Origin of the sequence: Sphingobium sp. DN12 (assembly GCF_051058005.1) — a bacterium.
Classification (GTDB): Bacteria; Pseudomonadota; Alphaproteobacteria; order Sphingomonadales; family Sphingomonadaceae; genus Sphingobium; species Sphingobium yanoikuyae.
Genome location: NZ_CP173717.1, coordinates 4,681,216 through 4,703,713 on the forward strand (window position 1 = coordinate 4,681,216; position 22,498 = coordinate 4,703,713).

At 65.7% G+C, this 22,498-nt stretch carries 22 protein-coding genes; 8 read left to right on the forward strand and 14 right to left on the reverse strand.

What is annotated here, in order from left to right; translation table 11 throughout:
* The first annotated feature begins 33 nt into the window (after positions 1-33).
* Positions 34-951, forward strand: a complete 918-nt coding sequence (locus tag ACI6S0_RS22310) for an XdhC family protein (RefSeq protein ID WP_434404376.1) — start codon at positions 34-36, stop codon at positions 949-951.
* A gap of 14 nt (positions 952-965) precedes the next feature.
* Here ACI6S0_RS22310 and ACI6S0_RS22315 read toward each other — a convergent pair whose 3' ends face one another.
* Positions 966-1,151, reverse strand: a complete 186-nt coding sequence (locus ACI6S0_RS22315) for a YbdD/YjiX family protein (protein ID WP_004210018.1) — start codon at positions 1,149-1,151, stop codon at positions 966-968.
* Positions 1,148-3,196 carry a carbon starvation CstA family protein gene (locus tag ACI6S0_RS22320; RefSeq protein ID WP_434404378.1) on the reverse strand — a complete coding sequence of 683 codons (2,049 nt, stop codon included), beginning with the start codon at positions 3,194-3,196 and terminating at the stop codon, positions 1,148-1,150. The genes ACI6S0_RS22315 and ACI6S0_RS22320 overlap by 4 nt, the downstream gene beginning before the upstream one ends.
* A 151-nt stretch (positions 3,197-3,347) precedes the next feature.
* Here ACI6S0_RS22320 and ACI6S0_RS22325 point away from each other — a divergent pair, with 151 nt between their 5' ends.
* Positions 3,348-4,586, forward strand: a complete 1,239-nt coding sequence (locus tag ACI6S0_RS22325; RefSeq protein WP_434404379.1) for an aminotransferase class V-fold PLP-dependent enzyme — start codon at positions 3,348-3,350, stop codon at positions 4,584-4,586.
* 3 nt (positions 4,587-4,589) lie between these two features.
* On the opposite strand, the gene ACI6S0_RS22330 is transcribed toward ACI6S0_RS22325, so the two are convergent.
* Both ACI6S0_RS22330 and ACI6S0_RS22335 read right to left on the reverse strand, forming a co-directional pair.
* Positions 4,590-4,967 carry a DoxX family protein gene (locus ACI6S0_RS22330; protein ID WP_434405990.1) on the reverse strand — a complete coding sequence of 126 codons (378 nt, stop codon included), beginning with the start codon at positions 4,965-4,967 and terminating at the stop codon, positions 4,590-4,592.
* A 17-nt stretch (positions 4,968-4,984) separates the two neighbouring features.
* Positions 4,985-5,419 (reverse strand): pyridoxamine 5'-phosphate oxidase family protein, encoded by a 435-nt coding sequence (locus ACI6S0_RS22335; protein ID WP_004210025.1) that lies wholly within the window; start codon positions 5,417-5,419, stop codon positions 4,985-4,987.
* Between the two features lie 111 nt (positions 5,420-5,530).
* Here ACI6S0_RS22335 and ACI6S0_RS22340 point away from each other — a divergent pair, with 111 nt between their 5' ends.
* Entirely contained in the window at positions 5,531-6,082 is a 552-nt protein-coding gene (locus ACI6S0_RS22340) for a 2'-5' RNA ligase family protein (protein WP_434404380.1), read from the forward strand.
* Between the two features lie 6 nt (positions 6,083-6,088).
* Here ACI6S0_RS22340 and ACI6S0_RS22345 read toward each other — a convergent pair whose 3' ends face one another.
* The 9 genes from ACI6S0_RS22345 to ACI6S0_RS22385 all read right to left on the reverse strand — a co-directional run bounded on the left by ACI6S0_RS22345 (position 6,089) and on the right by ACI6S0_RS22385 (position 14,818).
* Positions 6,089-6,391, reverse strand: coding sequence for an alkylphosphonate utilization protein (locus ACI6S0_RS22345; RefSeq protein ID WP_434404381.1), 303 nt, complete (start codon positions 6,389-6,391; stop codon positions 6,089-6,091).
* Positions 6,392-6,395: 4 nt separating this feature from the next.
* Positions 6,396-7,043, reverse strand: coding sequence for a ribosome biogenesis GTP-binding protein YihA/YsxC (yihA, locus tag ACI6S0_RS22350; RefSeq protein WP_010336896.1), 648 nt, complete (start codon positions 7,041-7,043; stop codon positions 6,396-6,398).
* A 41-nt stretch (positions 7,044-7,084) separates the two neighbouring features.
* Positions 7,085-8,791, reverse strand: coding sequence for a membrane protein insertase YidC (yidC, locus tag ACI6S0_RS22355; RefSeq protein ID WP_434404383.1), 1,707 nt, complete (start codon positions 8,789-8,791; stop codon positions 7,085-7,087).
* 35 nt (positions 8,792-8,826) lie between these two features.
* Positions 8,827-9,039, reverse strand: a complete 213-nt coding sequence (gene yidD / locus ACI6S0_RS22360; RefSeq protein WP_434404384.1) for a membrane protein insertion efficiency factor YidD — start codon at positions 9,037-9,039, stop codon at positions 8,827-8,829.
* Positions 9,039-9,482, reverse strand: coding sequence for a ribonuclease P protein component (rnpA, locus tag ACI6S0_RS22365; protein WP_333884514.1), 444 nt, complete (start codon positions 9,480-9,482; stop codon positions 9,039-9,041). Before rnpA ends, yidD begins: the two co-directional genes overlap by 1 nt.
* A 32-nt stretch (positions 9,483-9,514) precedes the next feature.
* Positions 9,515-9,649: a 50S ribosomal protein L34 gene (rpmH, locus tag ACI6S0_RS22370; protein WP_004210039.1), complete on the reverse strand. Its 135-nt coding sequence runs from the start codon at positions 9,647-9,649 to the stop codon at positions 9,515-9,517.
* 170 nt (positions 9,650-9,819) lie between these two features.
* Positions 9,820-10,587, reverse strand: coding sequence for a DsbA family protein (locus ACI6S0_RS22375; protein WP_434404385.1), 768 nt, complete (start codon positions 10,585-10,587; stop codon positions 9,820-9,822).
* Positions 10,584-11,930, reverse strand: coding sequence for a M48 family metalloprotease (locus ACI6S0_RS22380; protein ID WP_434405991.1), 1,347 nt, complete (start codon positions 11,928-11,930; stop codon positions 10,584-10,586). Before ACI6S0_RS22380 ends, ACI6S0_RS22375 begins: the two co-directional genes overlap by 4 nt.
* Before the next feature lie 149 nt (positions 11,931-12,079).
* Positions 12,080-14,818, reverse strand: a complete 2,739-nt coding sequence (locus ACI6S0_RS22385; protein WP_434404387.1) for an Rne/Rng family ribonuclease — start codon at positions 14,816-14,818, stop codon at positions 12,080-12,082.
* 519 nt (positions 14,819-15,337) lie between these two features.
* On the opposite strand from ACI6S0_RS22385, the gene ACI6S0_RS22390 reads away from it, so the two are divergent.
* Together ACI6S0_RS22390 and ACI6S0_RS22395 are read left to right on the forward strand one after the other, a co-directional pair.
* Entirely contained in the window at positions 15,338-16,618 is a 1,281-nt protein-coding gene (locus ACI6S0_RS22390) for an N-acetylmuramoyl-L-alanine amidase (RefSeq protein ID WP_434404388.1), read from the forward strand.
* A gap of 62 nt (positions 16,619-16,680) precedes the next feature.
* Complete coding sequence (locus tag ACI6S0_RS22395; RefSeq protein WP_434404389.1) at positions 16,681-19,215, forward strand: penicillin-binding protein 1A; 2,535 nt, start codon at positions 16,681-16,683, stop codon at positions 19,213-19,215.
* Between the two features lie 33 nt (positions 19,216-19,248).
* Here ACI6S0_RS22395 and ACI6S0_RS22400 read toward each other — a convergent pair whose 3' ends face one another.
* Entirely contained in the window at positions 19,249-19,683 is a 435-nt protein-coding gene (locus ACI6S0_RS22400; RefSeq protein ID WP_434404391.1) for a hypothetical protein, read from the reverse strand.
* 194 nt (positions 19,684-19,877) lie between these two features.
* Between ACI6S0_RS22400 and ACI6S0_RS22405 the strand changes: the two genes are divergently transcribed.
* From ACI6S0_RS22405 to ACI6S0_RS22415, 3 genes are all read left to right on the forward strand, one after another.
* The gene (locus ACI6S0_RS22405) at positions 19,878-20,282 is read left to right on the forward strand and encodes an endonuclease domain-containing protein (RefSeq protein WP_434404392.1); all 405 of its coding nucleotides are present in this window, start codon (positions 19,878-19,880) and stop codon (positions 20,280-20,282) included.
* 78 nt (positions 20,283-20,360) lie between these two features.
* Entirely contained in the window at positions 20,361-21,488 is a 1,128-nt protein-coding gene (gene prfB, locus ACI6S0_RS22410) for a peptide chain release factor 2 (protein WP_004210053.1), read from the forward strand.
* On the forward strand, positions 21,488-22,213 hold the full coding sequence (locus tag ACI6S0_RS22415) for a class I SAM-dependent methyltransferase (protein WP_122129943.1): 726 nt from the start codon (positions 21,488-21,490) through the stop codon (positions 22,211-22,213). The genes prfB and ACI6S0_RS22415 overlap by 1 nt, the downstream gene beginning before the upstream one ends.
* Positions 22,214-22,498 lie beyond the last annotated feature (285 nt).

Consider the following 22,498-nt stretch of genomic DNA (forward strand, 5'->3'; position numbering starts at 1 on the left):
CCTATGTCTAGGAAAACAGGGGAAGGCTGGATCATGAACGATAATGGCGCAGTGATCCGCAAGGCGATTGAATGGCGCGGCGCACCGATGGCGCTGGCGACCGTCGTGTCGACCTGGGGATCGGCGCCGCGCCCGCGTGGCAGCCACATGATCGTCCATCAGGATGGCCGGCTGGAGGGGAGCATATCGGGCGGCTGCGTCGAGACCGATGTGTTGCAGCGCGCGGCCGAGGTGATCGCCGGCCGGCCCGGCCATGTCGCGCGCTATGGCGTGGCCGATGGCGATGCCTGGGAGGTCGGCCTGCCCTGCGGCGGGGAGATCAGCGTGCTGGTGCAGCCGGTGGGGGACGGTGGCTTTGCCCCCGCCCTGTTCGACCGGATCGCGTCGGAAAGCGCGCGCGGCCGGGCGCTCACCCTCTCGACCGATCTGGACAGCGGCGTCACCCGCGAGGGCGTGGTCGAGGGACAGTTCCTCAACCGCTATGATCCGCCCCGCCGGCTGCTGATCGTCGGCGCGGTGCAGATCGCCCAGTCGCTGGCCGCGCTGGCACAGGCGATCGACGTCACCCCGGTGGTGATCGACCCGCGCGGCCGTTTCCTGACGGCGGAGCGTTTCCCCGGCATCGAACTGGACGATCGCTGGCCCGACGCGGCGATCGCCGCGCATCATCCCGGCGAATCCACCGCCGTCGTGACCTTGAGCCATGACATCAAGATCGACGATCCCGCGCTGATCGCGGCGCTCGCCGCGCCGACCGGCTATGTCGCGGCGCTGGGCTCCCGGCGCAGCCATGCCGCACGGCTCGAACGGCTGGCAGCGCAGGGCTTCGGCACGGACGACCTCGTCCGGATCGACGGGCCGGCGGGGCTGGACATCGGCGCGATCGGTGCGGCGGAAATCGCCCTGTCGATCACCGCCGGCATGGTCGCCGGCTTCAACGCCCGTCGCTGATCAGGCGCAATCGCTCAGCAGCATTTCCCGCCATTCTTGCCGCCATAGCGCGCCTCCTGCCGGTTCCGGAAAAAGGCGGTGCGGTCCATCGGCGCATGGCCGGGATGATGGTCGCGCATGTGGCGCAGATAGGCGTCATAGTCCGGCTGGCCGACCATCAGATGCGCCATGCGCCGCAGCGTCTGGAAGAACGGGCTCATGGCGTCGTGACCAGTTGCGCCGGAATCTCGCGCGCGGTCGGCGCAGCGAAACCGCGTGCGGCGAGACAGGTGCGGATGGTGAACACCAGCAATGCCAGCACCACCGCCAGGAAGATCGCGACCAGCCCGGCATCGACATAATCGTTGAACAGGATCTGGCGCATTTCCGCCACCGACTTGGCCGGCGCCAGTATCTCGCCCTTGTCGAGGGCGGCGCTATATTTGGCGACATGGGCCAGGAAGCCGACCTTCGCATCGGTCGAGAACAGCTTCAGGAAGCCGGCCGACAAGGTGCAGATCAGCAACCAGGCCGCCGGCACCATCGTCACCCAGGCGAAGCGGTCGCGCTTCATCCGGAACAGCACGGCGGTCCCCAGCATCAGCGCGATCGCGGCCAGCATCTGGTTGGAAATGCCGAACACCGGCCACAGCGTATTCACCCCGCCCAGCGGATCGGTGACGCCCTGATAGAGGAAGAAGCCCCAGGCCGCGACGCACAGGCCGGTGGCGATGAAGCCGGGCACCTGGCTCTTGCTGTCCTTGAAGCTCGGCACGGCGAGCGCGATCAGATCCTGCAGCATGAAGCGGCCGGCGCGGGTGCCGGCATCGACCGCAGTCAGGATGAACAGCGCCTCGAACAATATGGCGAAATGATACCAGAAGGCCTTCATCGCCGGGCCGCCGAACACATGGCTGAAGATTTCCGCCATTGCCACGGCCAGCGTCGGTGCGCCGCCCGCCCGGCTGATGATCGTATGTTCGCCGACATCCTTGGCCGTCTGGACGATGATGTCCGGACTGATCGGGAAGCCCATGGCGGTGACGGCGGCGGACACGCTGGCAGGATCGGTGCCGATCACAGCGGCCGGGCTGTTCATCGTGAAATAGATGCCGGGGTCTAGGATCGATGCGCCGACCAGCGCCATGATCGCCACGAACGCCTCCATCAGCATCGCGCCATAGCCGATCAGCGGCGCGTCGCTTTCGGTCGCGATCAGCTTGGGCGTGGTGCCGCTGGCGATCAGCGCATGGAAGCCGGACACCGCGCCGCAGGCGATGGTGATGAACAGGAAGGGGAAGAGGCCGCCCGACCAGACCGGCCCGCCGCCGGCGGCGAACTGGGTGACGGCGTGCATCTTGAGCGGCGGGGCCATGATGACGATGCCGATCGCCAGCGCCGCGATCGCCCCGATCTTGAGGAAGGTCGACAGATAATCGCGCGGCGCCAGCAGCAGCCACACCGGCAGCACCGACGCGACCGCACCATAGCCGATCAATATCCAGCAGAGCTGTACGGGCGTGAAGGTGAAGATCGGTCCCCAGACCGGCGATTGCGCGATCGCCTGGCCATAGACGATCGCCGCGAGCAGGCCGATCAGGCCCAGGATCGACACTTCGCCGATGCGACCGGGGCGAATCCAGCGCGTATAGGCGCCCATCGCCATGGCCAGCGGCACGGTGGCGGCGACGGTGAACATGCCCCAGGGGCTTTCCGCCAGCGCCTTGACCACGATCAGCGCCAGCACGGCGAGGATGATGACCATGATCATGAAGGCGCCGAACAGCGCGATCGTGCCCGCCACCTGGCCCATTTCCATGCGGATGAGTTCGCCCAGTGACTTGCCGTCGCGGCGCATGGAGATGAACAGGACCATGAAGTCCTGCACCGCGCCCGCCAGCACGACGCCGGCGATGATCCACAGCGTGCCGGGCAGATAGCCCATCTGTGCCGCCAGCACCGGCCCCACCAGCGGCCCCGCTCCGGCGATCGCCGCGAAATGATGGCCGAACAGCACGGTGCGGTCGGTCGCGACATAGTCGAGGCCATCGGCGCGGCGGATCGCCGGGGTTGGCCGGGCCGGATCGAGCCGCATCACCTCGCGCGCGATGAACAGCGCATAGTAACGATAGGCGACCAGGAAACAGCTGACCGATGCGACTACGATCCACAGCGCATTGACTGTTTCGCCGCGCGAGACCGCGACGACCGCCAGCGACACCGCGCCCACCAGCGCAGTCAGTATCCATGGAATGTGCCGGGTCATCGCTCTCTCAACGGTTCGGGATAGGGATTGGGCGCCACACTAGGCCGCTCCCCCCGAAAGACAACCGCCAGTCTGGGTTAGGCGCTTGTCGGGGTTAGGGGATTCGGGCGCGTTCGTTCGTCCATCGGGTGAACAGGGCAGGAGGCATCGCATGACCGACCGGAGCAAGGACGTTTCGCGCAGGGGCTTGTTGCAGGCGGCGGCGGTCGTGGGTGCGGCACTGCCGCTGGCGGCGCGCGCGGCGACAACGGGCAATGCGACGCGCGACCAGTTGCTGCTCGCGCCCGACATCCATTATTTCAACGCCGCCAATATCGGCCCGGCCTTCCGCAGCGCGATCGCCGCCCATGAGCGCGAGACCCAGGCCTTCCAGGCTAACCCCTCACCCCAATATCGCACCAGATATCCGGTCGCGGCCGATGCCCTGCGCGCGCGCCTGGGCAAGCGGATGAACGTCAGTGCGCAGGAGATTGCGCTGGTCCGCAACAGCAGCGAGGCGAATACGGTCGCCGTGCGCGGCCTGGCGCTCAAGGCCGGGGACGAGGTGATCCTGACCGACCACAACCACCCCTCGACCCTGGAGACATGGAAGCTGCGCGCCGCGCGCGAGGAGCTGCTACTCAAGATCCTGCCGGTGCCGGTCTATGCGACCTCTACCCAGGCGGTGGTCGATCTGTTCGCCGCCGCGATCACGCCGCGCACCCGCGCCATCTTCCTGTCGCACATGTCGAACGTCACCGGCATGATCTTCCCGCTGGCGCAGATCGCGCAGTTGACCCGGCCCAAAGGCATCTGGCTGCATGGCGATGGCGCCCAGACCTTCGGCTGGCTGCGGCTCGACCTGCCGGCGCTCGGCGTCGATTCCTATTCGGGCAGCACCCATAAATGGATGATGGGGCCGCTGGAGGGCGGCGTCCTCTATGTCCGGCGCGAAGGCCAGGCACAGCTTCAGCCGATCATGCTCAGCCATGGCTATTGGCTGACCGACGAGAAGAATCTCGATACTGCGCAGAAATATGAGATTCTCGGCCAGCGCGACGATCCCAAGCTGATCGCGATCGACGCGACGCTCGATGCGCTGGATGCGATCGGCGAGGCGGAGGTGGAGCGCCGCGCCTTCGCGATCGGCGACCAGATGCGCGACATGGTGCTGCGCCTGCCCGGCGCGAAGCTGGTCGGCACGACCACCAAGGGGCTGACCGGCCCGGTCATCACCCCGACCTTCGCCGGCAAGGATGTGCTGGCCATCCGCGACCATCTGTGGACCCAGGGCAAGGTGGTGGTCGCGCCGTCCAAGGCCGACGGCAAGCCGACCATCCGCTTCTCGCCCCATATCTACAACAGCGCCGACGAGATCGCCCTGATCGCGGACCTGCTGGCGAAGGCCTGACCGCTATCGTCGGCGAAACGGCCAGTCGATTACCGCGCCGGCCCAGAGTGCCCACCAGATGATCACCGGCTGCAGCGCCAGCCGGGGGCCATGATACCACCAGCTCAGATGCACGCCGCCCAGCGCTATGTCATGCAGAGCATGGTTGAAATTGGCCGGCCAGACGCACAGCGCATAAAGAGCGAGGGCTATCGCGGCGGCACGGCGCGTGGCCGGGATCATCAGCCCGACGGCTCCGGCCAGTTCGGCAATGCCGGTCAGCGCGACGACGAGCTGCGGCTCCGGCACCCAATGTGGCGTGATCGCGACAAAGCCGGTCGGCCGCATCAGATGCGCCGCGCCCGCAACCGCATAGGCCAGCGCCAGGACGGCACGGGCGATGACGCGCGCGGTAACGGCTACAGCTCCAACTCGCCTTCATCCTCGCCGTCCCAATAATGGGCGCGTTCGGCATGGACCTTGATCATCACCAGGCCGGGCGTATCGGCACCCTGCGCGAACCAGCGCTCCAGGTCCGGGTTCCAATGCGCTTCAAAGGCGCTGCGGTCGCGGATCAGATCGGCGCGGCCCTCGACCGCGATAAACAGGGGGCGTTGCCCCAGCAGTCCGCCCTTGCCGTGGAAGGACAGGCCTACCCGCGGATCGCGCTCGATATCCTTCACCATCAACGTGTCTTCGGTCGTGAAATAATAGCTGTCGCCGCCATAGGCGACATCCTGATTGTTGCTCATCGGCCGGGCGCCAATCTGGCCGTCCTCGGTATGGGTGGACAGCATCGCGAAATCGATCTGCTGCATCTTGTCTGCCAGGGTGGCGATGGTCTGCTGGGCCATGGTCGCTCTCCTCTTCTGCCCGGTTCAACGCTGACAGAGCGGATTCGGATGCGTCAGGATGAAGAAAAGAACATATAGTGAACAAATGGTCCGATTCGGAGGATGTTCGCCATGCTTGCCCGCACCACGCCGCTCTATCGCCTGATCGTGGCGCTCAAGCCGCCGATCCTTGTCACGCGGCAGATCGACCATTTCGCCGAGACGCTGGCGCCCGATGCCCAGCGCATCCTGCCGGCGCACCAGCATATCACGCTGGGGATCACCGACGACTGGCCGGACTATCCCTATGCGCTGGTGAAGGCGATGCACCGCAGCTTCACCGGCATCCTGGCCGATCCGTTCGATCTGTCGCTGAACCAGCTGAGCGAGGGCGGCCGGTCGGCCGCGCTGCGACCGGCCCATGCACTGCCGCCGCTCCGGGAATTGCAGCGCAAGGTGGCGTTGGCGATGAAGCGGGCAGGGGTGGGCGCCCGTCCGGGCTGGAGCTTCAACCCGCACCAGACGCTCTATTATCGCGACGGCGCGCCGGCCACCCAGCGGATCAGCGGCTTCCACTGGCGGGTGGAGGATTTCGTGCTGCTATGCAGCCATGTCGGCCGCACCCATCATGAGCTGCTGGGGCGATGGCCGCTGCGCGGCAGCGGCCAATATAGCCTGTTCTGATGGCGCTCAGCGCTTGCGCACGAATTCCGCGCGCAGCACCAGCCCCTTGATGCCGTCATAGCGGCAGTCGATTTCCTGCGCGTCGCCGGTCAGGCGGATCGACTTGATCAGCGTGCCGCGCTTCAGCGTCTGGCCGGCGCCCTTGACCACCAGATCCTTGATCAGCGTCACCTGGTCGCCATCGGCCAGCAGATTGCCGACCGAATCGCGGACTTCCACGGCATCGCGGGCATCGGCCCTGGCGGCGGCATCCGCCGCGCTGATCCATTCGCCGCTCGCCTCGTCATAGACATAATCATCGTCGGCCATCGGCTTATCCCTGGCTTACGGATTCGAGCACGGCGGCGCGCAGCTCGGGGATGCCCATGCCCTTTTCGCTCGACGTGGCGATGATCTCGGGATGGGCGGCCGGGCGCTTGCGGATCGCATCGGCGGTGCGCTGGGTCACGGCGACCAGTTCGCTCGCCTTGATCTTGTCGCTCTTGGTCAGGACGATGCGATAGCTGACCGCCGCGCCGTCCAGCATGTCCAGCATGTCGGTGTCGACATCCTTGATGCCATGGCGGCTGTCGATCAGCACCAGCGCACGCTTGAGCGCAGCACGCCCGCGCAGATAGTCGTTCACCAGGAACCGCCACTTCTTGACCAGATCCTTGGGCGCCTTGGCATAGCCATAGCCGGGCATGTCGACCAGGCGGAAGCGCAGCGGATCGCCGACGTCGAAGAAGTTGAGTTCCTGCGTCCGGCCCGGCGTGTTCGATGTGCGAGCCAGGCCATTGCGGTTGGTCAGCGCGTTCAGCAGCGACGATTTGCCGACATTGGAACGGCCGGCAAAGGCGACCTCGTTCACCGCCATGTCGGGCAGATAGTCGAGCGTCGGCGCGGATTTGAGGAAGCTGATCGGCCCGGAAAACAGCTTGCGGGCTTCCTCGATCAGGGCGGTGTTGTCGTCTTCTGTCATATCGAAAAAATCCCCCCCTTTCGGGGAGGATTTCCTTTTCCTTACTTGGTGGCCGTCGCGGTGTTCAGCACGGGGTGGCGCTTGTACAGCCACCATTGCTGCGCCATCGACAGGCAGTTGTTGGTGATCCAGTAGACCAGCAGGCCGGCGGCGAACGGCGCCATGATGAACATCATCATCCAAGGCATGATCGCGAACACCTGCTGCTGCATCGGGTCCATCTGGGCCGGGTTCAGCTTGAACTGCAGCCACATCGAAATGCCCAGCAGCAGCGCCAGCACACCGATCGCCAGGAAGGAGGGCGGGGTGAAGGGCAGCAGGCCGAACAGGTTGAGGATATGCAGCGGGTCGGGTGCGGACAGATCCTTGATCCACAGCACGAAGGGCTGGTGACGCATTTCGATCGTCAGCTGCAGCACCTTGTACAGCGCGAAGAAGATCGGGATCTGGATGAAGATGGGCAGGCAGCCGGCCAGCGGATTGACCTTCTCCTGCTTGTACAGCTCCATCATCTTCTGCTGCAGTTGCTGCTTGTCGTCCTTATATTTCTCCTGCAGCGCCTTCATCTTGGGCTGCACCGCGCGCATCGCCGCCATGCTGGCGAACTGGCGCTGGGCGACCGGGAACATCAGGGCGCGGACGCAGAAGGTCAGGCAGATGATGGCGACGCCGAAATTGCCGAGCGTCTCGAACAGCCAGTGCAGCAGCGCGAAGATCGGCTGCTCGAACCAGTAGAACCAGCCCCAGTCGATCGCGCGGTCGAACAGCGGCACGCCGGCACGCTCATAGGCCTGCAGCGTCTTCACTTCCTTCGCGCCGACAAACAGCCGGTTGGTCTGGGTCATCGCCTTGCCGGGGGCCAGCATGACCGGGGCCAGCGCGATATCGGTCTGGAACTGGGTGCCGGCACCCTTGCGCATCTGGCCGGTGAAGGCGTCCTTCTGGTCGGGGATCAGCGCAGACAGCCAATATTTGTCGGTGAAGCCGATCCAGCCGCCGGTCGACTGGAAGCTCTGGCTGGCCGGACCCTTTTCCAGATCCTTGTAGTTCACGTCATAATTGGCGGCGCCGTTGAACACGCCCATCGGGCCGACATGGATGGTCCAGGTGTCGGGATCGGCCGACGGAGCCGCACGGCTGACATAGCCATAGGATTTGACCGCAATCGCGCCGGTGCCGCTGTTCGACACCTTCTGCGCGGCGGAAATCATGTAATTTTCGTCGATCGAATAGCGGATCTCGAAGCTCTGGCCCGCGCCATTGTTCCAGCTCAGCGTGACCGGGCTGGTGGGGGTCAGTTCGGTGCCGCTGGCGGTCCAGACGGTGTTGGCGTCCGGGGTCTTGATGCCTTCGCCCTGCCAGCCGAAGCCGGCGAAATAGGCGTCCTTGGTGCCGCTCGGGCTATAGAGGCGGATCGCCGGCGAATCCTTGGCGATCGTTTCCTTGTAGGTCGGCAGCACGATATCATCGATGCGCGCCCCCTTCAGGTTGATCGAGCCTATGATCTTGGGCGTGCGGATCGCGACGCGCGGCGTTTCCTTCAGCACCAGCGCACGATCACGGATCGCGGTCGACGCATCCTGCGCCGGGGCCTCGCCCGCCGGCGTCAGCGGGGTGGTCTTGCCCCCCTCGATCTTCGTCGCGGGCGGATTGGCCGCCGGGAAGAAATGTTCGGAGATATAGGGCCAGCCGAACAGGATCGCGGCGGTCAGCAGCACCGCCAGAATGATATTCTTCTTGTCGTCCACGCTATTCGGCTCCGCCGTCTATACTCGTCAATGTCTCAGGGGACCGGGTCATAGCCCGAACCACCCCATGGGTGGCAACGCATTAGCCGCTTGAACCCCAGCCAGCTACCCTTGATCGCACCATATTTGCCGACCGCCTGGATCGCATATTCCGAACAGGAGGGGGCATAGCGACAGGTGGGGGGGAGGATGCGGGACGGGCCCAGCTGCCAGGTGCGCGCGATCAGGATCAGCAGCCGGGCAATCATCACTCCTCCCCGCTGGCGGGGAGGTGGCGCGCCGCAGGCGCGTCGGAGGGGGAGGGCCGCTTGGCGTGATTCGTCGTTGCCTGGCTCGCGCCCTTGCGGCGGGGCGGGCGGCCCTGGCCTTCGGGCCGGGTCAATATCTTGCCCAGCGCCTTTTCCAGTTCGCCGCGCAGCAGCGCGAAGTCGCGCTCCACGCCTTCGGCACGGCCGATCAGCACATGGTCGGCACCAGCCACACCATGCACAGGCAGCAGTTCGCGTGCCAGGACGCGAAAACGGCGCTTCATCCGATTGCGGATGACAGCGCCGCCTATCTTCTTGGTCACCGTGATGCCGATACGCATCGCCGGATCGCCATCGCCGCGCTCACGCACCAGCAGGACGAATCCCGGCATGGGCGCGCGTCGGCCCCGATTCGCCGCCAGGAAATCCGCGCGCTTGCCCATGATGGCAGGCGCGGCCGGCGGCGTCAGGTCGCTCAGGCGCTCAGGCTCTTGCGGCCGCGGGCACGACGGGCGCGCATGATGTTGCGGCCACCGGGGGTCGCCATGCGAGCGCGAAAACCGTGACGGCGCTTCCGAACCAGATTGCTCGGCTGAAAAGTGCGCTTCATCGTTCATTCCTCAAACAAACTAGAGAATCAGGTATGACAAAAAAGGGCCGCCACACGGGGCGACCGCAAGTCAGGGGCCGTCCGATAGGGAAATGGGGCGGGGAAGTCAATGGCGCTGCGCCGCGCTTCCCCGCAAACTCCCGCTTGTCCCGCCCGAACCGTCGTCAGGCTTATTTCCCGCGCGCGCTCGTCACTGCGTCCTTGAGCGAATCATAGCCGACCGCGCCGTTCAGCACCTGATTGCCGATGACGAAGGTCGGAGTGCCGCTCGCCTGGAGCTTCTGGGCGAGGGCGATGTTCGACTGCAGCTCGGCATCATATTTGCTCGACGCCATCGCCGCTTCGGCATCGGCCTTGGTGATTCCGGCCTGGGTGGCGGCGCCGATGATCGATTCGCGGGTCACCTTGCCCGCGCCATAGAGCGCCTTGTGATAGACCATGTAGCGATTGCGTTCGGCCGCCAGCAGCGACACCTTGGCCGCGTCGGAGCTTTCCTCCGACAGGATCGGCAGTTCGCGATAGACGATTTTCACCTTGGCATCGGCACCGACCAGCTTGGCAAGGTCGGGCAGCGAGGCGCGGCAATAGCCGCAGGCATAGTCGAAAAATTCGACCACGGTGACATCGGCATCGGCCGCGCCTTCCCATGCACCGGCATAGGGCGTCTCGATCGTCTGGCGATTCGCGTCGATCGTGCCTTCCATCCGCTTGGCCTGCAGCTTCTCGATCGCCTGCGGGATGATCTCGGGATGCTCCAATATATAGTCGTGAACGATCTTTTCGATCGCGGCCTTGTCGCCGGTGGAGACGCTGCCGGGCGCCTGCACGGCAAGGGCGGTGCCGGCGGCGCCAGCGATCAAGGCGAGGGCGCCCAGGGTCATCTGAATTTTCCTGTTGGATAGGGCCGCACGAAAGCTGGGCCGGGTCTGATCTGTCATCTTCTCTTCCGCTTCTGCTCGACGGCAGCCCGCGAGACCATCGCGATATCCTGCGCCCGCAGATAGTCAACCGTTCCGGGCTTCAAACCCTGCATCGCCGCGTCCGCACTGCGCAGCGCCATGGCGTCCTGGCCGATCATCGAAAAGCGCTCGGCGCTGGCCAGCGCGGCGCGCGGCGTGTCGCCGCGATGCTCGTAGACGACGCCCAGTTGATACCAGGCGAAGGGATTTTCGCGGTCTCGCGCGATCGCATTGCGCAGCACGGTCTCGGCCTCGGCGTAATTTTTCTCATCCTCGGTCGCGATCAGGGCATGGCCCAGCAATACCGCGATCAGCGGTTGCTGCGTCTTGGCGACCGCCTCGCGCAGCGGCGGGATCGCCTCGCCCGGCCGCCCGCTCTCCAGCAGGATCTGGCCCTTCAGCTCCAGGAAATAGGGATCATGCGGCGCCGCCGTCAGCAGCGCGTCCGCTTCGCTCAGCGCCTTCTCGGGATAGGCGCTTTTATGCCAGGCATAGGCGCGCGCATAATGGGCCGGGATCGACCGGTCGCTCTCGGGATATTTGAGCAGCGTCTGCTGCGGTTCCGACACGAAGCCGATCAGCTTCGCCTTGATCCGCTCGAACCGCGCTTCCAGCTGCGGATTGGGCGGATTGTCCCAGGCCGGATCGACGGTATAGACTTCGCGCAGCACATTGATGCGCTCGCCCGACAGCGGGTGGGTGCGGCCATAGCTATTGTCCTGCGGGATCGCGAGGCGATATTCCTGATTCTGCAGCTTCTTGAAGAATTCCAGGCTGCCCTTGCCGCTCAGATGCGCGCCGCTCAGATAGCGCGCGCCGGCAAGGTCGGCGGAGCTTTCCTGCGCGCGCGAGAAAGCGAGATATTTGGACATGCCGACCTGCTGGCCCAGGCCCATGATGCCCATGCCGGCCTCCGCGCCGCCCGCTGCGATCGCCGCCGCGCCCAGCACCAGGCTCAGCAAAGTGATGCTGGTCGCTTCCTTGATGCCGTCGGTGCGGATCACATGGCCGCCCTCGATATGGCCCAGTTCATGCGCGACCACGCCCTGCAACTGGTTCACATTGTCGGCCTGCGCGATCAGCCCGCTATGCACCCAGACATATTGGCCGCCCGCGACGAAGGCGTTGATCTCCGGATCGTTGATCACCATCACCTGGACATTGCGCGGCTGCATGCCCGCCGCCTTGACCAGATCGCCCGACATGTCCGCCATGAAGGCTTCGGTCTCGGCATCGCGCAGGATGCTCTGGGCCAGTGCCGGCCGCGCCATCAGCATCAGCGACCCCAACAGGAGCGCGGCAAGGCGCAGCCACCGCGTCATCATGCAAAGCCTTGATGGGGAAGGGGAACAGGCATTGGCCCGATTTATGCCCTTCTCGCCCTGAACATCAAGTGAAGCCACGAAAAACGCCGCCATCCGACCCCTGGGGCTGGATGACGGCGTGTTTCATTCAGGTCTGAACTTCTGCCTTATTGGCCGAAGGTGCGCTGCCACCAGCCACGGCGCGGTTCGCCATTCTCGTCGCTCTCCGCCTCTGTGGCGGGGTCGGCAGTGACGGCTTCGCTGGCCGGTGCAGCCGCAGCCGGTGCCTCGGCCGGCGCCGCAGCGACCTCGGTCACGGCCGGCGCGGCCTCGACGGCAGCTTCCTCGGCGACCGGTTCGACCTTCTTCTTGCGGGTGCGCTTGGGCTTGGGCTTTTCGGCCGCTTCCTCGGCAACCACCTCGACGGCGGGCGCTTCGGCGGCAGTAGCGGCTTCGGCCTCGACATCCGCCTTCTTCTTGCGGGTGCGCTTGGGCTTGGGCTTTTCGGCCGCTTCCTCGACGACCGGCTCGGCGGCGGGCGCTTCGGCAACGACTTCGGCCGGGGCCTCGGTCGCTTCGACGGCAGCCGGCTCGGCCGCCGCGTCCTTCGCCTTGCGGGCACGGGGGCGACGGCGCGTCTTGGGTGCTTCCTCGGCCGGAGCTTCTTCCGGCGCTGCATCGGCAACCGGAGCTTCCTCGACAGGCGCGGCCGCTTCGGCTTCGATCACCGTCTCAGCGCCGTCCTCGCCAGCGGTCTCACCGGCTTCGGCACCCGCTTCGCCACCTTCGCGACGGCGACGACCGCCACGGCGACCGCGGCGACCACGACGGCGGCTGCCACCTTCATCCTCGCCTTCGGCGGCCGGTTCGGCGGCAACAGCCTCGGCATCGGTCTCGACGTCAGCCGATTCCTCGCCTTCCTCACCGTCTTCGGCGCCATTGTCTTCGCCGGTCTCGCCCTGCGCATCATCGCGCTGGCCACCACGGCGACGGCGACGGCGGCGACGGCGGCGACCGCCTTCGCGTTCCTCGCCCCGGTCACCGCGCTCGCCACGCTCCTGGCGTTCGGGGGCGGCTTCCTCCTCGATCTCTTCCTCTTCTTCCTCGTCCTCGATCACGTCGAGGTCATCCTCTTCCTCCGCGAGCGGGGCATAGGTGACGACGCGTTCGGGGCGCGGACCGCTGGGCTCGACCGACATGCGGGCGCCCTCGATCTCGCCATCGGGCAGAACGACGATGCGCACGCCATAGCGCTGTTCGATCTCGTCCAATTCGCGACGCTTGTTGTTGAGGACGTAGAAGGCGGCTTCCTGGCTGGCGCGCAGGGTGATGACACTGCCACGACCGCGAGCGGCCTCTTCCTCTAGCATGCGCAGCGCGCCCAGACCCGCCGACGATGCGGTACGGACCAGGCCGGTGCCTTCGCAATGCGGGCACTGACGGGTCGACGCTTCCAGCACGCCGGTGCGCAGGCGCTGACGGCTCATTTCCATCAGGCCGAAGCCCGAAATGCGGCCGACCTGAATACGGGCGCGATCGTCCTTCAGCGCCTCCTTCATCGCCTTCTCGACCTTGCGGATGTTGGAGTTCATCTCCATGTCGATGAAGTCGATGACGACCAGGCCTGCCATGTCGCGCAGGCGCAGCTGGCGAGCGATTTCACGCGCCGCTTCCAGATTGGTGGCGACGGCGGTCTGCTCGATGCCATGCTCGCGGGTCGACCGGCCCGAATTGATGTCGATCGACACCAGGGCCTCGGTCGGGTTGATCACCAGATAGCCGCCGGACTTGAGCTGCACGACGGGGTTGTACATCGCCGCCAGCTGGTCCTCGACGCTGGCGCGCTGGAACAGCGACACCGCGTCGGCATATTGCTTCACCCGCCGGGCATGGCTCGGCATCAGCAGCTTCATGAAGTCCTTGGCGGCCTTGTACCCATGCTCGCCCTCGACGATCACTTCCTCGATATCCTTGTTGTAGATATCGCGGATCGCCCGCTTGATGAGGTCGCTGTCGTTATGGATCAGCTCGGGCGCGGCGGCGCGCAGCGTCTTCTCGCGAATCTCGTCCCAAAGGCGGGCGAGATAGTCGAAGTCGCGCTTGATCTCGGGCTTGGTGCGCTGCAGCCCGGCGGTGCGCACGATGCAGCCCATCGACGAAGGCAGCGCCATTTCGGCGATGATCGACTTCAGCCGCTTGCGATCGGCCGCATTGCTGATCTTGCGCGAAATGCCGCCGCCATGGCTGGTGTTGGGCATCAGCACGCAATAGCGACCGGCCAGCGACAAATAGGTGGTCAGCGCCGCGCCCTTGTTGCCGCGCTCTTCCTTGACGACCTGCACCAGCAGCACCTGGCGGCGCTTGATGACGTCCTGGATCTTGTAGCGACGGCGCAGCGCCATGCGCTTGCGGCGCAGCTCGTCGGCCGCGTCGTCGCCCTTTTCACGCTTGCGCCGGTTGGGGCGGCCGCCTTCGTTGCTTTCGCCTTCGCTGGCTTCGGCTTCGTGGGTGCCTTCCTCATCGTCATGATGGGTCGCTTCCACGACCTCGACGCCATCGTCCCCGGCGGCGTCCTCATCCTCGTCATAATCGGCGCGCAGCGCGGCCTCTTCCTCGGCATGCGCGCGTTCCTCGCGCAGCAGTGCCTCGCGATCTTCGCGCGGGATCTGGTAATAGTCGGGATGGATTTCGCTGAAAGCGAGGAAGCCGTGGCGATTGCCACCATAATCGACGAAGGCCGCCTGGAGCGAAGGCTCTACGCGGGTGACCTTGGCGAGATAGATATTGCCCTTGAGCTGCTTGTGCTCAGCGGATTCGAAGTCAAATTCCTCGATCCGGTTTCCCTTGACGACCGCGACCCGGGTTTCTTCCCGGTGGCGCGCATCGATCAGCATACGCATTGTCATTTATGTGTCTCCGGCGATGGCGGCCGCAGGCACTGGGCCGGGCCGCCACGCGATAGTGATGGGACGGCCGTGCGCGCGCCGGGTTCGGCGCGCGAGGCGGCATCGTCCAGGTTTGAAGGAAAAATTGCGTGTCTGCTGCGTCGGCAGGGCCGGACAGTGCGCCGGGCCGGACCATCCACGCCACAGCACCCGGTATCGGGGCCAGCGTGGAAGGAAAGTCATGCCTCATGCAGCGTCAACCTGTTGCGCATCGGCTCGAGCGACAGGCGCGCGCCGATGCAAATAATCAAGATCCGCAAAGGACCTTATTGATATGGTCGGTCCTCCCGGAATGTGAAGGGGTAGCAGTCATGGGCGCGGGGAGCAACGGTCCCTGAAAAGATTATGTCTTTATGATGACCTTGATCGGCCGGTCGGCGATTCATGCTGAAACTGATATTAACCGTTTCATTTTACCCCGTCACAACAGGCGATGCTTAATCCGAAATTCAGCGTGGGGACGCTGGACGGATAGACGTCATGAAAATGGGCTGGACGGCCGATGGGCGCGCGTTGCACAAGCGGCGCATGCTCAACATAATTGCGCTGGCAACGACGATGCTGGCCGCGACCCCCGGCGATGCCGGCGGCATCGCGGCCGTGGACGTGCAGGGCGACCGCGTCACCGTTCGGTTCGACGATCGGGTCGAGGGCGCGTCCGCCTTCCTGCTCGATGGGCCGCGCCGCATCGCGCTCGATGTCGCCGGCGCGCAGGCCGGTGCCAGTCGCTATGCCGGTTCCAATGCCGTGGTCAGCGGCATTCGCCAGGGGCAGCTCAGCGACACCATGGCGCGCATCGTGCTCGACCTGACGACGCCGGCGACGCTGGGCGACCCGCAGATCGCGGCCGACGGCAAGTCGCTCAGCTTCTCGCTCCAGAATGTGACCGATGGCCGGTTTCGTACCGCGGTGGGGCAGGGGCGGCTGCGCTTCGACGCGCCCGCCAATATGAGCGCCCGGCCGCAAAAGCGCATTCATTCGATCACCGTGCCGATCCCGCCGGTCGCGCGCGGCGTCGATCTGCCCGCGATCGAGGGCGTGCGCGACGGATCGCGCCCGCTGGTGGTGATCGATGCGGGGCATGGCGGTCATGATCCGGGCGCCATAAACAAGGAAAATGGCAAGCGCGAAAAGGATGTGACGCTGGCGATCGCGCAGGCGATCCGGGACCAGCTGGTCAAGTCCGGCCGGGTGCGCGTGGCGCTGACCCGCGACGATGACCGCTTCCTCGTGCTGCAGGAACGCTATGGCATCGCCCGCAAGCTGGGTGCCGATCTCTTCATCTCGGTCCATGCCGATTCGGCGGACAATGCCGATGCCCATGGCGCCACCGTCTACACCCTCTCCGAAACCGCATCGGACCGGGAGGCGGCCCGGCTCGCCGCGCGCGAGAACAAGGCCGATGTGCTGAACGGCGTCAATCTCGGCAATCAGTCGGGCGATGTCTCCTCGATCCTCATCGATCTGACGCAGCGGGAATCGATGAACATTTCGGCCAATTTCGCGCGGCTGCTGCAGCGCGAGGCGGCACCCTATGTGCCGTTCCGCAGCGCCTATCACCGCTTCGCCTCGCTGATGGTGCTGAAGGCCCCGGATACGCCCTCGGTCCTGTTCGAGACCGGCTATATCAGCAATGCGGATGATGCCCTTTTCCTCTCCTCGCACGAGGGGCAGCAGGCAATCGCGCGCGGCGTCGCCCGCGCCATCGACGTCCATTTCGCGCGCAAGCTCGCCATGGGCAGCGGCCGGTCGGGCGGCTGACGCGCCTATCCGCGCATCGGTGCTGGTATTGAAGGACTTTTGACCTTAGAGCCTCTTTCACCATGGAAGAGGCCCGTTCCAATCCGCCCGCATCGTCCTTCGCCTATCGCCTGCGCCGTGGCGGCGGGGGCATTGCCGACCGGTTGAAGCCGCTGTGGCAGCGTCGCCTGTTCCGCTGGGCCGCGATCCTGCTGGGCGGCTTCCTGCTCGCCATCTTCCTGTTCTGGCTGATCTTCGCGCGCGGTCTGCCCGATGCGGCGACGCTGCTGGAATATGAGCCGCCGCTGCCGACCATGGTGCGCGACATCAATGGCCAGCCGGTCCACAGCTATGCGCGCGAGCGCCGGGTCCAGCTGCAATATAGCGATTATCCCCAGCAGCTGATCCACGCCTATCTGGCAGCGGAGGACAAGACTTTCTTCGAACATCATGGCGTCGACATTCCCGGTTTTGCCGGCGCCGTGTTCGACTATGCCAGCAAGCTCGGCTCGGGCCAGCGCGCCCGTGGCGGCTCCACCATTACCCAGCAGGTGGCGAAGAATCTTCTGATCGGCGACGAATATTCGCCCACCCGCAAGGTGAAGGAGATGATCCTCGCCTGGCGCATGGAAAATGTCCTCACCAAGCAGCAGATCCTCGAACTCTATCTCAACCAGATTTTCCTCGGCCGGAACGCCTATGGCGTGCAGGCGGCGGCGCGCGCCTATTTCGACAAGGACGTCGCCGATCTCCAGCTGCATGAAATGGCCTATCTGGCGATCCTGCCCAAGGGGCCGGCCAATTATCGTCCGGAAAGCACCACCGGCCATGCCCGCGCGATCGACCGCCGCAACTGGGCACTGGGCGAGATGGAGAAAAATGGCTGGATCAGCGCGGCCCAGCGCGACGCCGCCATCGCCCTGCCGCTCGGCACCGTTGCCGCCCATGGCTCCAGCTTCGACGCCAATGCCGGCGGCTATTATATGGAGGAGGTGCGTCGTCGCCTGATCCAGCAGTTCGGCGAAAAGGCGGAGGATGGCCCCAACAGCGTCTATGCCGGCGGCCTGTGGGTGCGCAGCCCCTATGATCCGGTGGCGCAGGACCATACCCAGACCGCGCTGCGCAACGGCCTGTTGCGCTTTGGCGCCGGCCGCGGCTGGTCCGGCCCGGTCGGTCATATCGACCCCGACAAGGGCTGGGAACGCGAACTGGCCGCCAGCTTCATCAGCGTCGATTATGCCGGCTGGCGCGTCGCCGCCGTCATCAGCCGCGACAGCAGTGGCGCTCAGATCGGCTTTGCCGACGGCACCACCGGCACCCTGCCCGCCAGCCTGGCGCAGCTGCCCTATCGCCGCACCGGCGGCCCCGCCATCTCGGCGATGAAGCCGGGCGACCTGATCCTTGTCGCCCGCGACGGCGCCAGCTGGGCGCTGCGCAATATTCCCGAAGTGTCGGGCGGCATGGTGGTGGAGGAAGTGCATTCGGGCCGCATCCGCGCGATGCAGGGCGGCTTCGACTATCGCCTGTCCTCCTACAACCGCGCGACCCAGGCCCAGCGCCAGCCGGGCTCGACGATCAAGCCCTTCGTCTATGCCGCCGCGCTCGACAATGGCATGACGCCGGCCTCGATCATCGTCGACGGTCCCTTGTGCGTCTATCAGGGCGCCGGCCTTGGCCAGAAATGCTTCCGCAACTTCTCGGGCGGCAGTGCCGGGCCGCAGACGATGCGCTGGGGCGTCGAGCAGTCGCGCAACCTGATGACCGTGCGCGCCGCCAGCCAGACCGGCATGGACCGCGTGGTGCGTACCATCAAGAATATGGGCATCGGCGACTATCAGCCCTATCTCTCCTTCGCGCTCGGCGCGGGCGAGACGACGGTGGAGCGCATGGTCAACGCCTATGCCACGCTCGCCAATCAGGGCCGGCAGTTCGCGCCCAAGCTGATGGACTATGTCCAGGATCGGCGCGGCAAGGTGATCTGGCCGGAACGCTGGCATCCCTGTGACAATTGCAACATGGCCAATTGGGACGGCAAGCCGATGCCGCGCTTCGGGTTCGAGGGGCGCCAGGTGATGAACCCGATGACCGCCTATCAGGTCGTCCACATCACCGAGGGCGTGATCCAGCGCGGCACCGCGACCGTGCTGGCGGACCTCAAGCGCCCGCTGTTCGGCAAGACCGGCACCACCAATGGCCCGACCAATGTCTGGTTCGTCGGCGGTTCGCCCGATCTCGTCGCCGGCGTCTATATCGGTTACGACCAGCCGCGCAGCCTGGGCGGCTGGGCACAGGGCGGCCGCATCGCCGCGCCGATCTGGAAGGAGGCGATGGCCCCGATCCTGGAGACCATGCCCAAGACGCCGTTCATCGCCCCGGCCGGCATTCGCATGGTCGCGATCGACCGCCGTTCGGGCAAGCGCGTCTATGGCGCCTGGCCGACCGACGAGCCCAAGCCGGCGGTCATCTGGGAAGCGTTCAAGCCCGAATCCGAACCGCGCCGCACCATCCGCAAGGAAGAGGCAGAGGCCCAGGCCAAAGTCGCGGCCAAGGCCGACGCGGTCCGCACCCGCCAGCGCAACGACGCCGACTTCCTGCAGGATCAGGGCGGCATCTATTGAAGGACGGGCGCGTCGGCGCCCGCCCTCTTTCCCTCAGCAGTGGCGCGGATTGGCGTCGCGGATCGACAGGCTGGTGGCGCCGCGCCGGCCCTCCAGCGCCTGCGCCAGCAGGATCTGGGTTGATCGCACCGCATAGCAGAAGGCGCAGGCGATCGCGTCGCTGCAGGCATAGGGAACGGGGCCGGTCCAGCGCGCCTGCAACAGGTCGATCAGCAGATTCTCGTCTTCGCTCAGGCGCGGGCCCCGGCCGGTACGCAGCCCATGGCCGGTCACCTGTTCGCCCAGGCGCAACAGGCTGTCGAGCGCAGGCGATAGCTGTTCGCAGCCATAGCGTCGCAGCCGCAGGTGCAACTGGGCCATCGCCGGCCGATGTCGGCGTCGCGCCGCTGCCCAGCAACGCACGGCGTCGAGCAGGATATAGAGGGTGGCCGGGCTGTGCGTTGCCGGCATGGGCGGGGTCGGGTTCATGGGATCGCCTTTCATGGAAAAAGCTTTTCCCCCTTGATGCGCCGCCCTCGCGCGGGGCGGTCTGCGCCATCGGGCTAAGATGCGATTATGTCCCCCAGATTTCGGACCGTTGCCGCTGCCGCCTGCAGCGTAAATTCCTCCCCTGGAAGGGGAGGTGGCTGGCCGAAGGCCAGACGGAGGGGTAGGGTGCCGCCATGCTCCATGGTCCCAAAGGCACGCAACATCGCGCCCGTAGCCTGCGCCAGTCGATGACCCTGCCCGAAGTGCTGCTGTGGCAGGAATTGCGCAAGCGCCCCGCTGGATTGCGTTTTCGGCGACAGCATCCTGCTGGCAGCTATGTGCTGGATTTCTTTTGTCCCCGTCATCGCCTTGCGGTCGAGGTCGATGGGGAAGTGCATGGGCGTGGTGACGCACCGGTTCGCGATGCTGACCGCGATGCCTGGTTGGTCGGCGAGGGTATCCGGGTGCTGCGTATCCCGGCAACGGACGTGCTGAGGGATGTGGAGGCTGTTGTGCTTCATATCACCGCCAAGGCACGGGGCGAGCTACCCCTCCGTCAGCCCTGCGGGCTGCCACCTCCCCTGCCAGGGGAGGATTGAATCTTTCCAAGCCTGCCGGTCTGGGATAGGGGCGGTCGCTTGATGCGTTGAGACGCCACGAGATTCTGGAGACCTCCCATGCGCGCCGAAGCGCAGCAATATATCGACCGTATCGACGCCGCGCTGGACCTGCTGCGCCGCTTCCTCGACTGGGACCGTGCGCTGCGCCGGCTGGACGAGCTGAATGCCCGCGTCGAGGATCCGACCCTGTGGGATAATGCCAAGCTGGCGCAGGAGGTCATGCGCGAGCGCACCCGTCTCGACAGCGCGATCGGCGCCACCCGCGCGATCGAGGCCGAAAAGACCGACAATGCCGAACTGATCGAAATGGCCGAGGCCGAAGGCGACGAGGACATGGTCTCCGAAGCCATCGCCGCCCTGAAGGCGCTGGCCGAGCGCGCCGACGAGGACAAGATCAAGGCGCTGCTGGCGGGCGAGGCCGATGCCAGCGACACCTATCTGGAAATCCACGCCGGCGCCGGCGGCACCGAAAGCCAGGACTGGGCCGAAATCCTGTCGCGCATGTATCGCCGCTGGGCCGAACGGCGCGGCTATAAGGTGGAACTGGTCGACTATCAGGCGGGCGAGACCGCCGGCATCAAGTCGGCCACTTTCCTGATCAAGGGCGAGAATGCCTATGGCTATGCCAAGACCGAAAGCGGCGTCCACCGCCTGGTCCGCATCAGCCCCTATGACAGCGCGGCGCGTCGCCACACCAGCTTCTCGTCGGTCTGGGTCTATCCGGTGATCGACGACAATATCGATATCGAGGTCAAGGAATCCGACCTCAAGATCGACACCTATCGCGCCTCGGGCGCGGGTGGCCAGCACGTCAACACCACCGACTCCGCGGTCCGCATCACCCACGTCCCCTCGGGCATCATCGTGGCGTCGCAGAATGACCGCTCGCAGCACAAGAACCGCGCCACCGCGATGAATATGCTCAAGGCGCGTCTGTACGAGGCAGAGCTGCGCAAGCGCGAGGAAGCCGCGTCGACCGACTATGCCGCCAAGACCGAGATTGGCTGGGGCCACCAGATCCGTTCCTATGTGCTCCAACCCTATCAGCTGGTGAAGGATCTGCGCACCGGCGTCACCTCGACCGCCCCGGACGATGTGCTCGATGGCGCGCTCGATCCGTTCATGGCCGCTGCCCTGTCGCAGAAGGTCACGGGCGAGAAGGTCGATGTGGAGGATGTGGATTAATGATCCACCGGCAGGTGGCCGCACTGGGGGCGTCGCTCCTGCTGGCTGCCTGTGGCCAGTGGTCGGGCGGCAATCAGTCGGAACGCGCGGCCGGCGCCGCGTCCTTCCCCCGCGCTGACCGGCCGGTGGCGCCGATCGTGTCGACCCGCTGGTCGAGCGAGGAAGCGCGCGACCGGGTCAATGAGGCGGAGGACATCATGGACCGGGCCGGCATCCGGCCGGGCATGACCATCGCGGACATCGGTGCTGGCGAGGGCTATTATACGGTCCGCCTGGCCAAGCGCGTCGGCGCCAGGGGCCGGGTGCTGGCCGAGGATATATTGCCCGAGGTCATAGATGCGCTCAGCCGCCGCATCACCCGCGAAAACTGGACCAATGTCAGCGTGAAGCTGGGCGCGCCGGAAGATCCCAAGCTGCCCGAAAACAGCTTCGACCGCATCTTCATGGTCCATATGTATCATGAGATCGCCGAACCCTATGCGTTCCTGTGGCACCTCAGCCCCGCGCTGAAAGCCGATGGCGAACTGATCGTGGTCGATGCGGATCGGCCGACCGACCAGCATGGCACGCCCCGGCGCCTGCTCACCTGCGAACTGGCGGCGATGGGCTTCCGGTTGGAGGAGATGATCGCCAAGCCCACTGCCGGTGGCTATATGGCCCGTTTCCGTCGCAGCACCGCGCGACCCGATCCGTCCAGCATCGTCCCCTGCGCGCTGCGCGGATAGGGGCCTGCCCAGTCCGGTTCGCGACGCGACAGTTTCATGTCCGCCGAAGTTCACACCCTTATCGGGGTGATTCACCCTATTTGCGACAGTGACGCGACAAGGGCGCGCCAGTCAGGCGTCGGCCAGCCATTGGCGGGATGTCGCGCATGGATTGGCGGGCACTCTCGTCCATGGACAAGGGTGGAGCAGAGAATGACCGAATAGGAAAGGGCGGCTGACGACCAAGGGTGGACGTTTCTCATTTCCCCCCCCCCAAGCAAGCTTAGGGAGGATTATCGGACAGTC

Bases quoted from the DNA above. Each gene is read 5' to 3' on its own strand.
- ACI6S0_RS22310 (WP_434404376.1), top strand. From the start codon at position 34: ATGAACGATAATGGCGCAGTGATCCGCAAGGCGATTGAATGGCGCGGC.
- ACI6S0_RS22315 (WP_004210018.1), bottom strand. From the start codon at position 1,151: ATGAGCCCGTTCTTCCAGACGCTGCGGCGCATGGCGCATCTGATGGTC.
- ACI6S0_RS22320 (WP_434404378.1), bottom strand. From the start codon at position 3,196: ATGACCCGGCACATTCCATGGATACTGACTGCGCTGGTGGGCGCGGTG.
- ACI6S0_RS22325 (WP_434404379.1), top strand. From the start codon at position 3,348: ATGACCGACCGGAGCAAGGACGTTTCGCGCAGGGGCTTGTTGCAGGCG.
- ACI6S0_RS22335 (WP_004210025.1), bottom strand. From the start codon at position 5,419: ATGGCCCAGCAGACCATCGCCACCCTGGCAGACAAGATGCAGCAGATC.
- ACI6S0_RS22340 (WP_434404380.1), top strand. From the start codon at position 5,531: ATGCTTGCCCGCACCACGCCGCTCTATCGCCTGATCGTGGCGCTCAAG.
- ACI6S0_RS22345 (WP_434404381.1), bottom strand. From the start codon at position 6,391: ATGGCCGACGATGATTATGTCTATGACGAGGCGAGCGGCGAATGGATC.
- yihA (WP_010336896.1), bottom strand. From the start codon at position 7,043: ATGACAGAAGACGACAACACCGCCCTGATCGAGGAAGCCCGCAAGCTG.
- yidD (WP_434404384.1), bottom strand. From the start codon at position 9,039: ATGATTGCCCGGCTGCTGATCCTGATCGCGCGCACCTGGCAGCTGGGC.
- rnpA (WP_333884514.1), bottom strand. From the start codon at position 9,482: ATGGGCAAGCGCGCGGATTTCCTGGCGGCGAATCGGGGCCGACGCGCG.
- rpmH (WP_004210039.1), bottom strand. From the start codon at position 9,649: ATGAAGCGCACTTTTCAGCCGAGCAATCTGGTTCGGAAGCGCCGTCAC.
- ACI6S0_RS22375 (WP_434404385.1), bottom strand. From the start codon at position 10,587: ATGACAGATCAGACCCGGCCCAGCTTTCGTGCGGCCCTATCCAACAGG.
- ACI6S0_RS22380 (WP_434405991.1), bottom strand. From the start codon at position 11,930: ATGACGCGGTGGCTGCGCCTTGCCGCGCTCCTGTTGGGGTCGCTGATG.
- ACI6S0_RS22385 (WP_434404387.1), bottom strand. From the start codon at position 14,818: ATGACAATGCGTATGCTGATCGATGCGCGCCACCGGGAAGAAACCCGG.
- ACI6S0_RS22390 (WP_434404388.1), top strand. From the start codon at position 15,338: ATGAAAATGGGCTGGACGGCCGATGGGCGCGCGTTGCACAAGCGGCGC.
- ACI6S0_RS22395 (WP_434404389.1), top strand. From the start codon at position 16,681: ATGGAAGAGGCCCGTTCCAATCCGCCCGCATCGTCCTTCGCCTATCGC.
- ACI6S0_RS22400 (WP_434404391.1), bottom strand. From the start codon at position 19,683: ATGAACCCGACCCCGCCCATGCCGGCAACGCACAGCCCGGCCACCCTC.
- ACI6S0_RS22405 (WP_434404392.1), top strand. From the start codon at position 19,878: ATGCTCCATGGTCCCAAAGGCACGCAACATCGCGCCCGTAGCCTGCGC.
- prfB (WP_004210053.1), top strand. From the start codon at position 20,361: ATGCGCGCCGAAGCGCAGCAATATATCGACCGTATCGACGCCGCGCTG.
- ACI6S0_RS22415 (WP_122129943.1), top strand. From the start codon at position 21,488: ATGATCCACCGGCAGGTGGCCGCACTGGGGGCGTCGCTCCTGCTGGCT.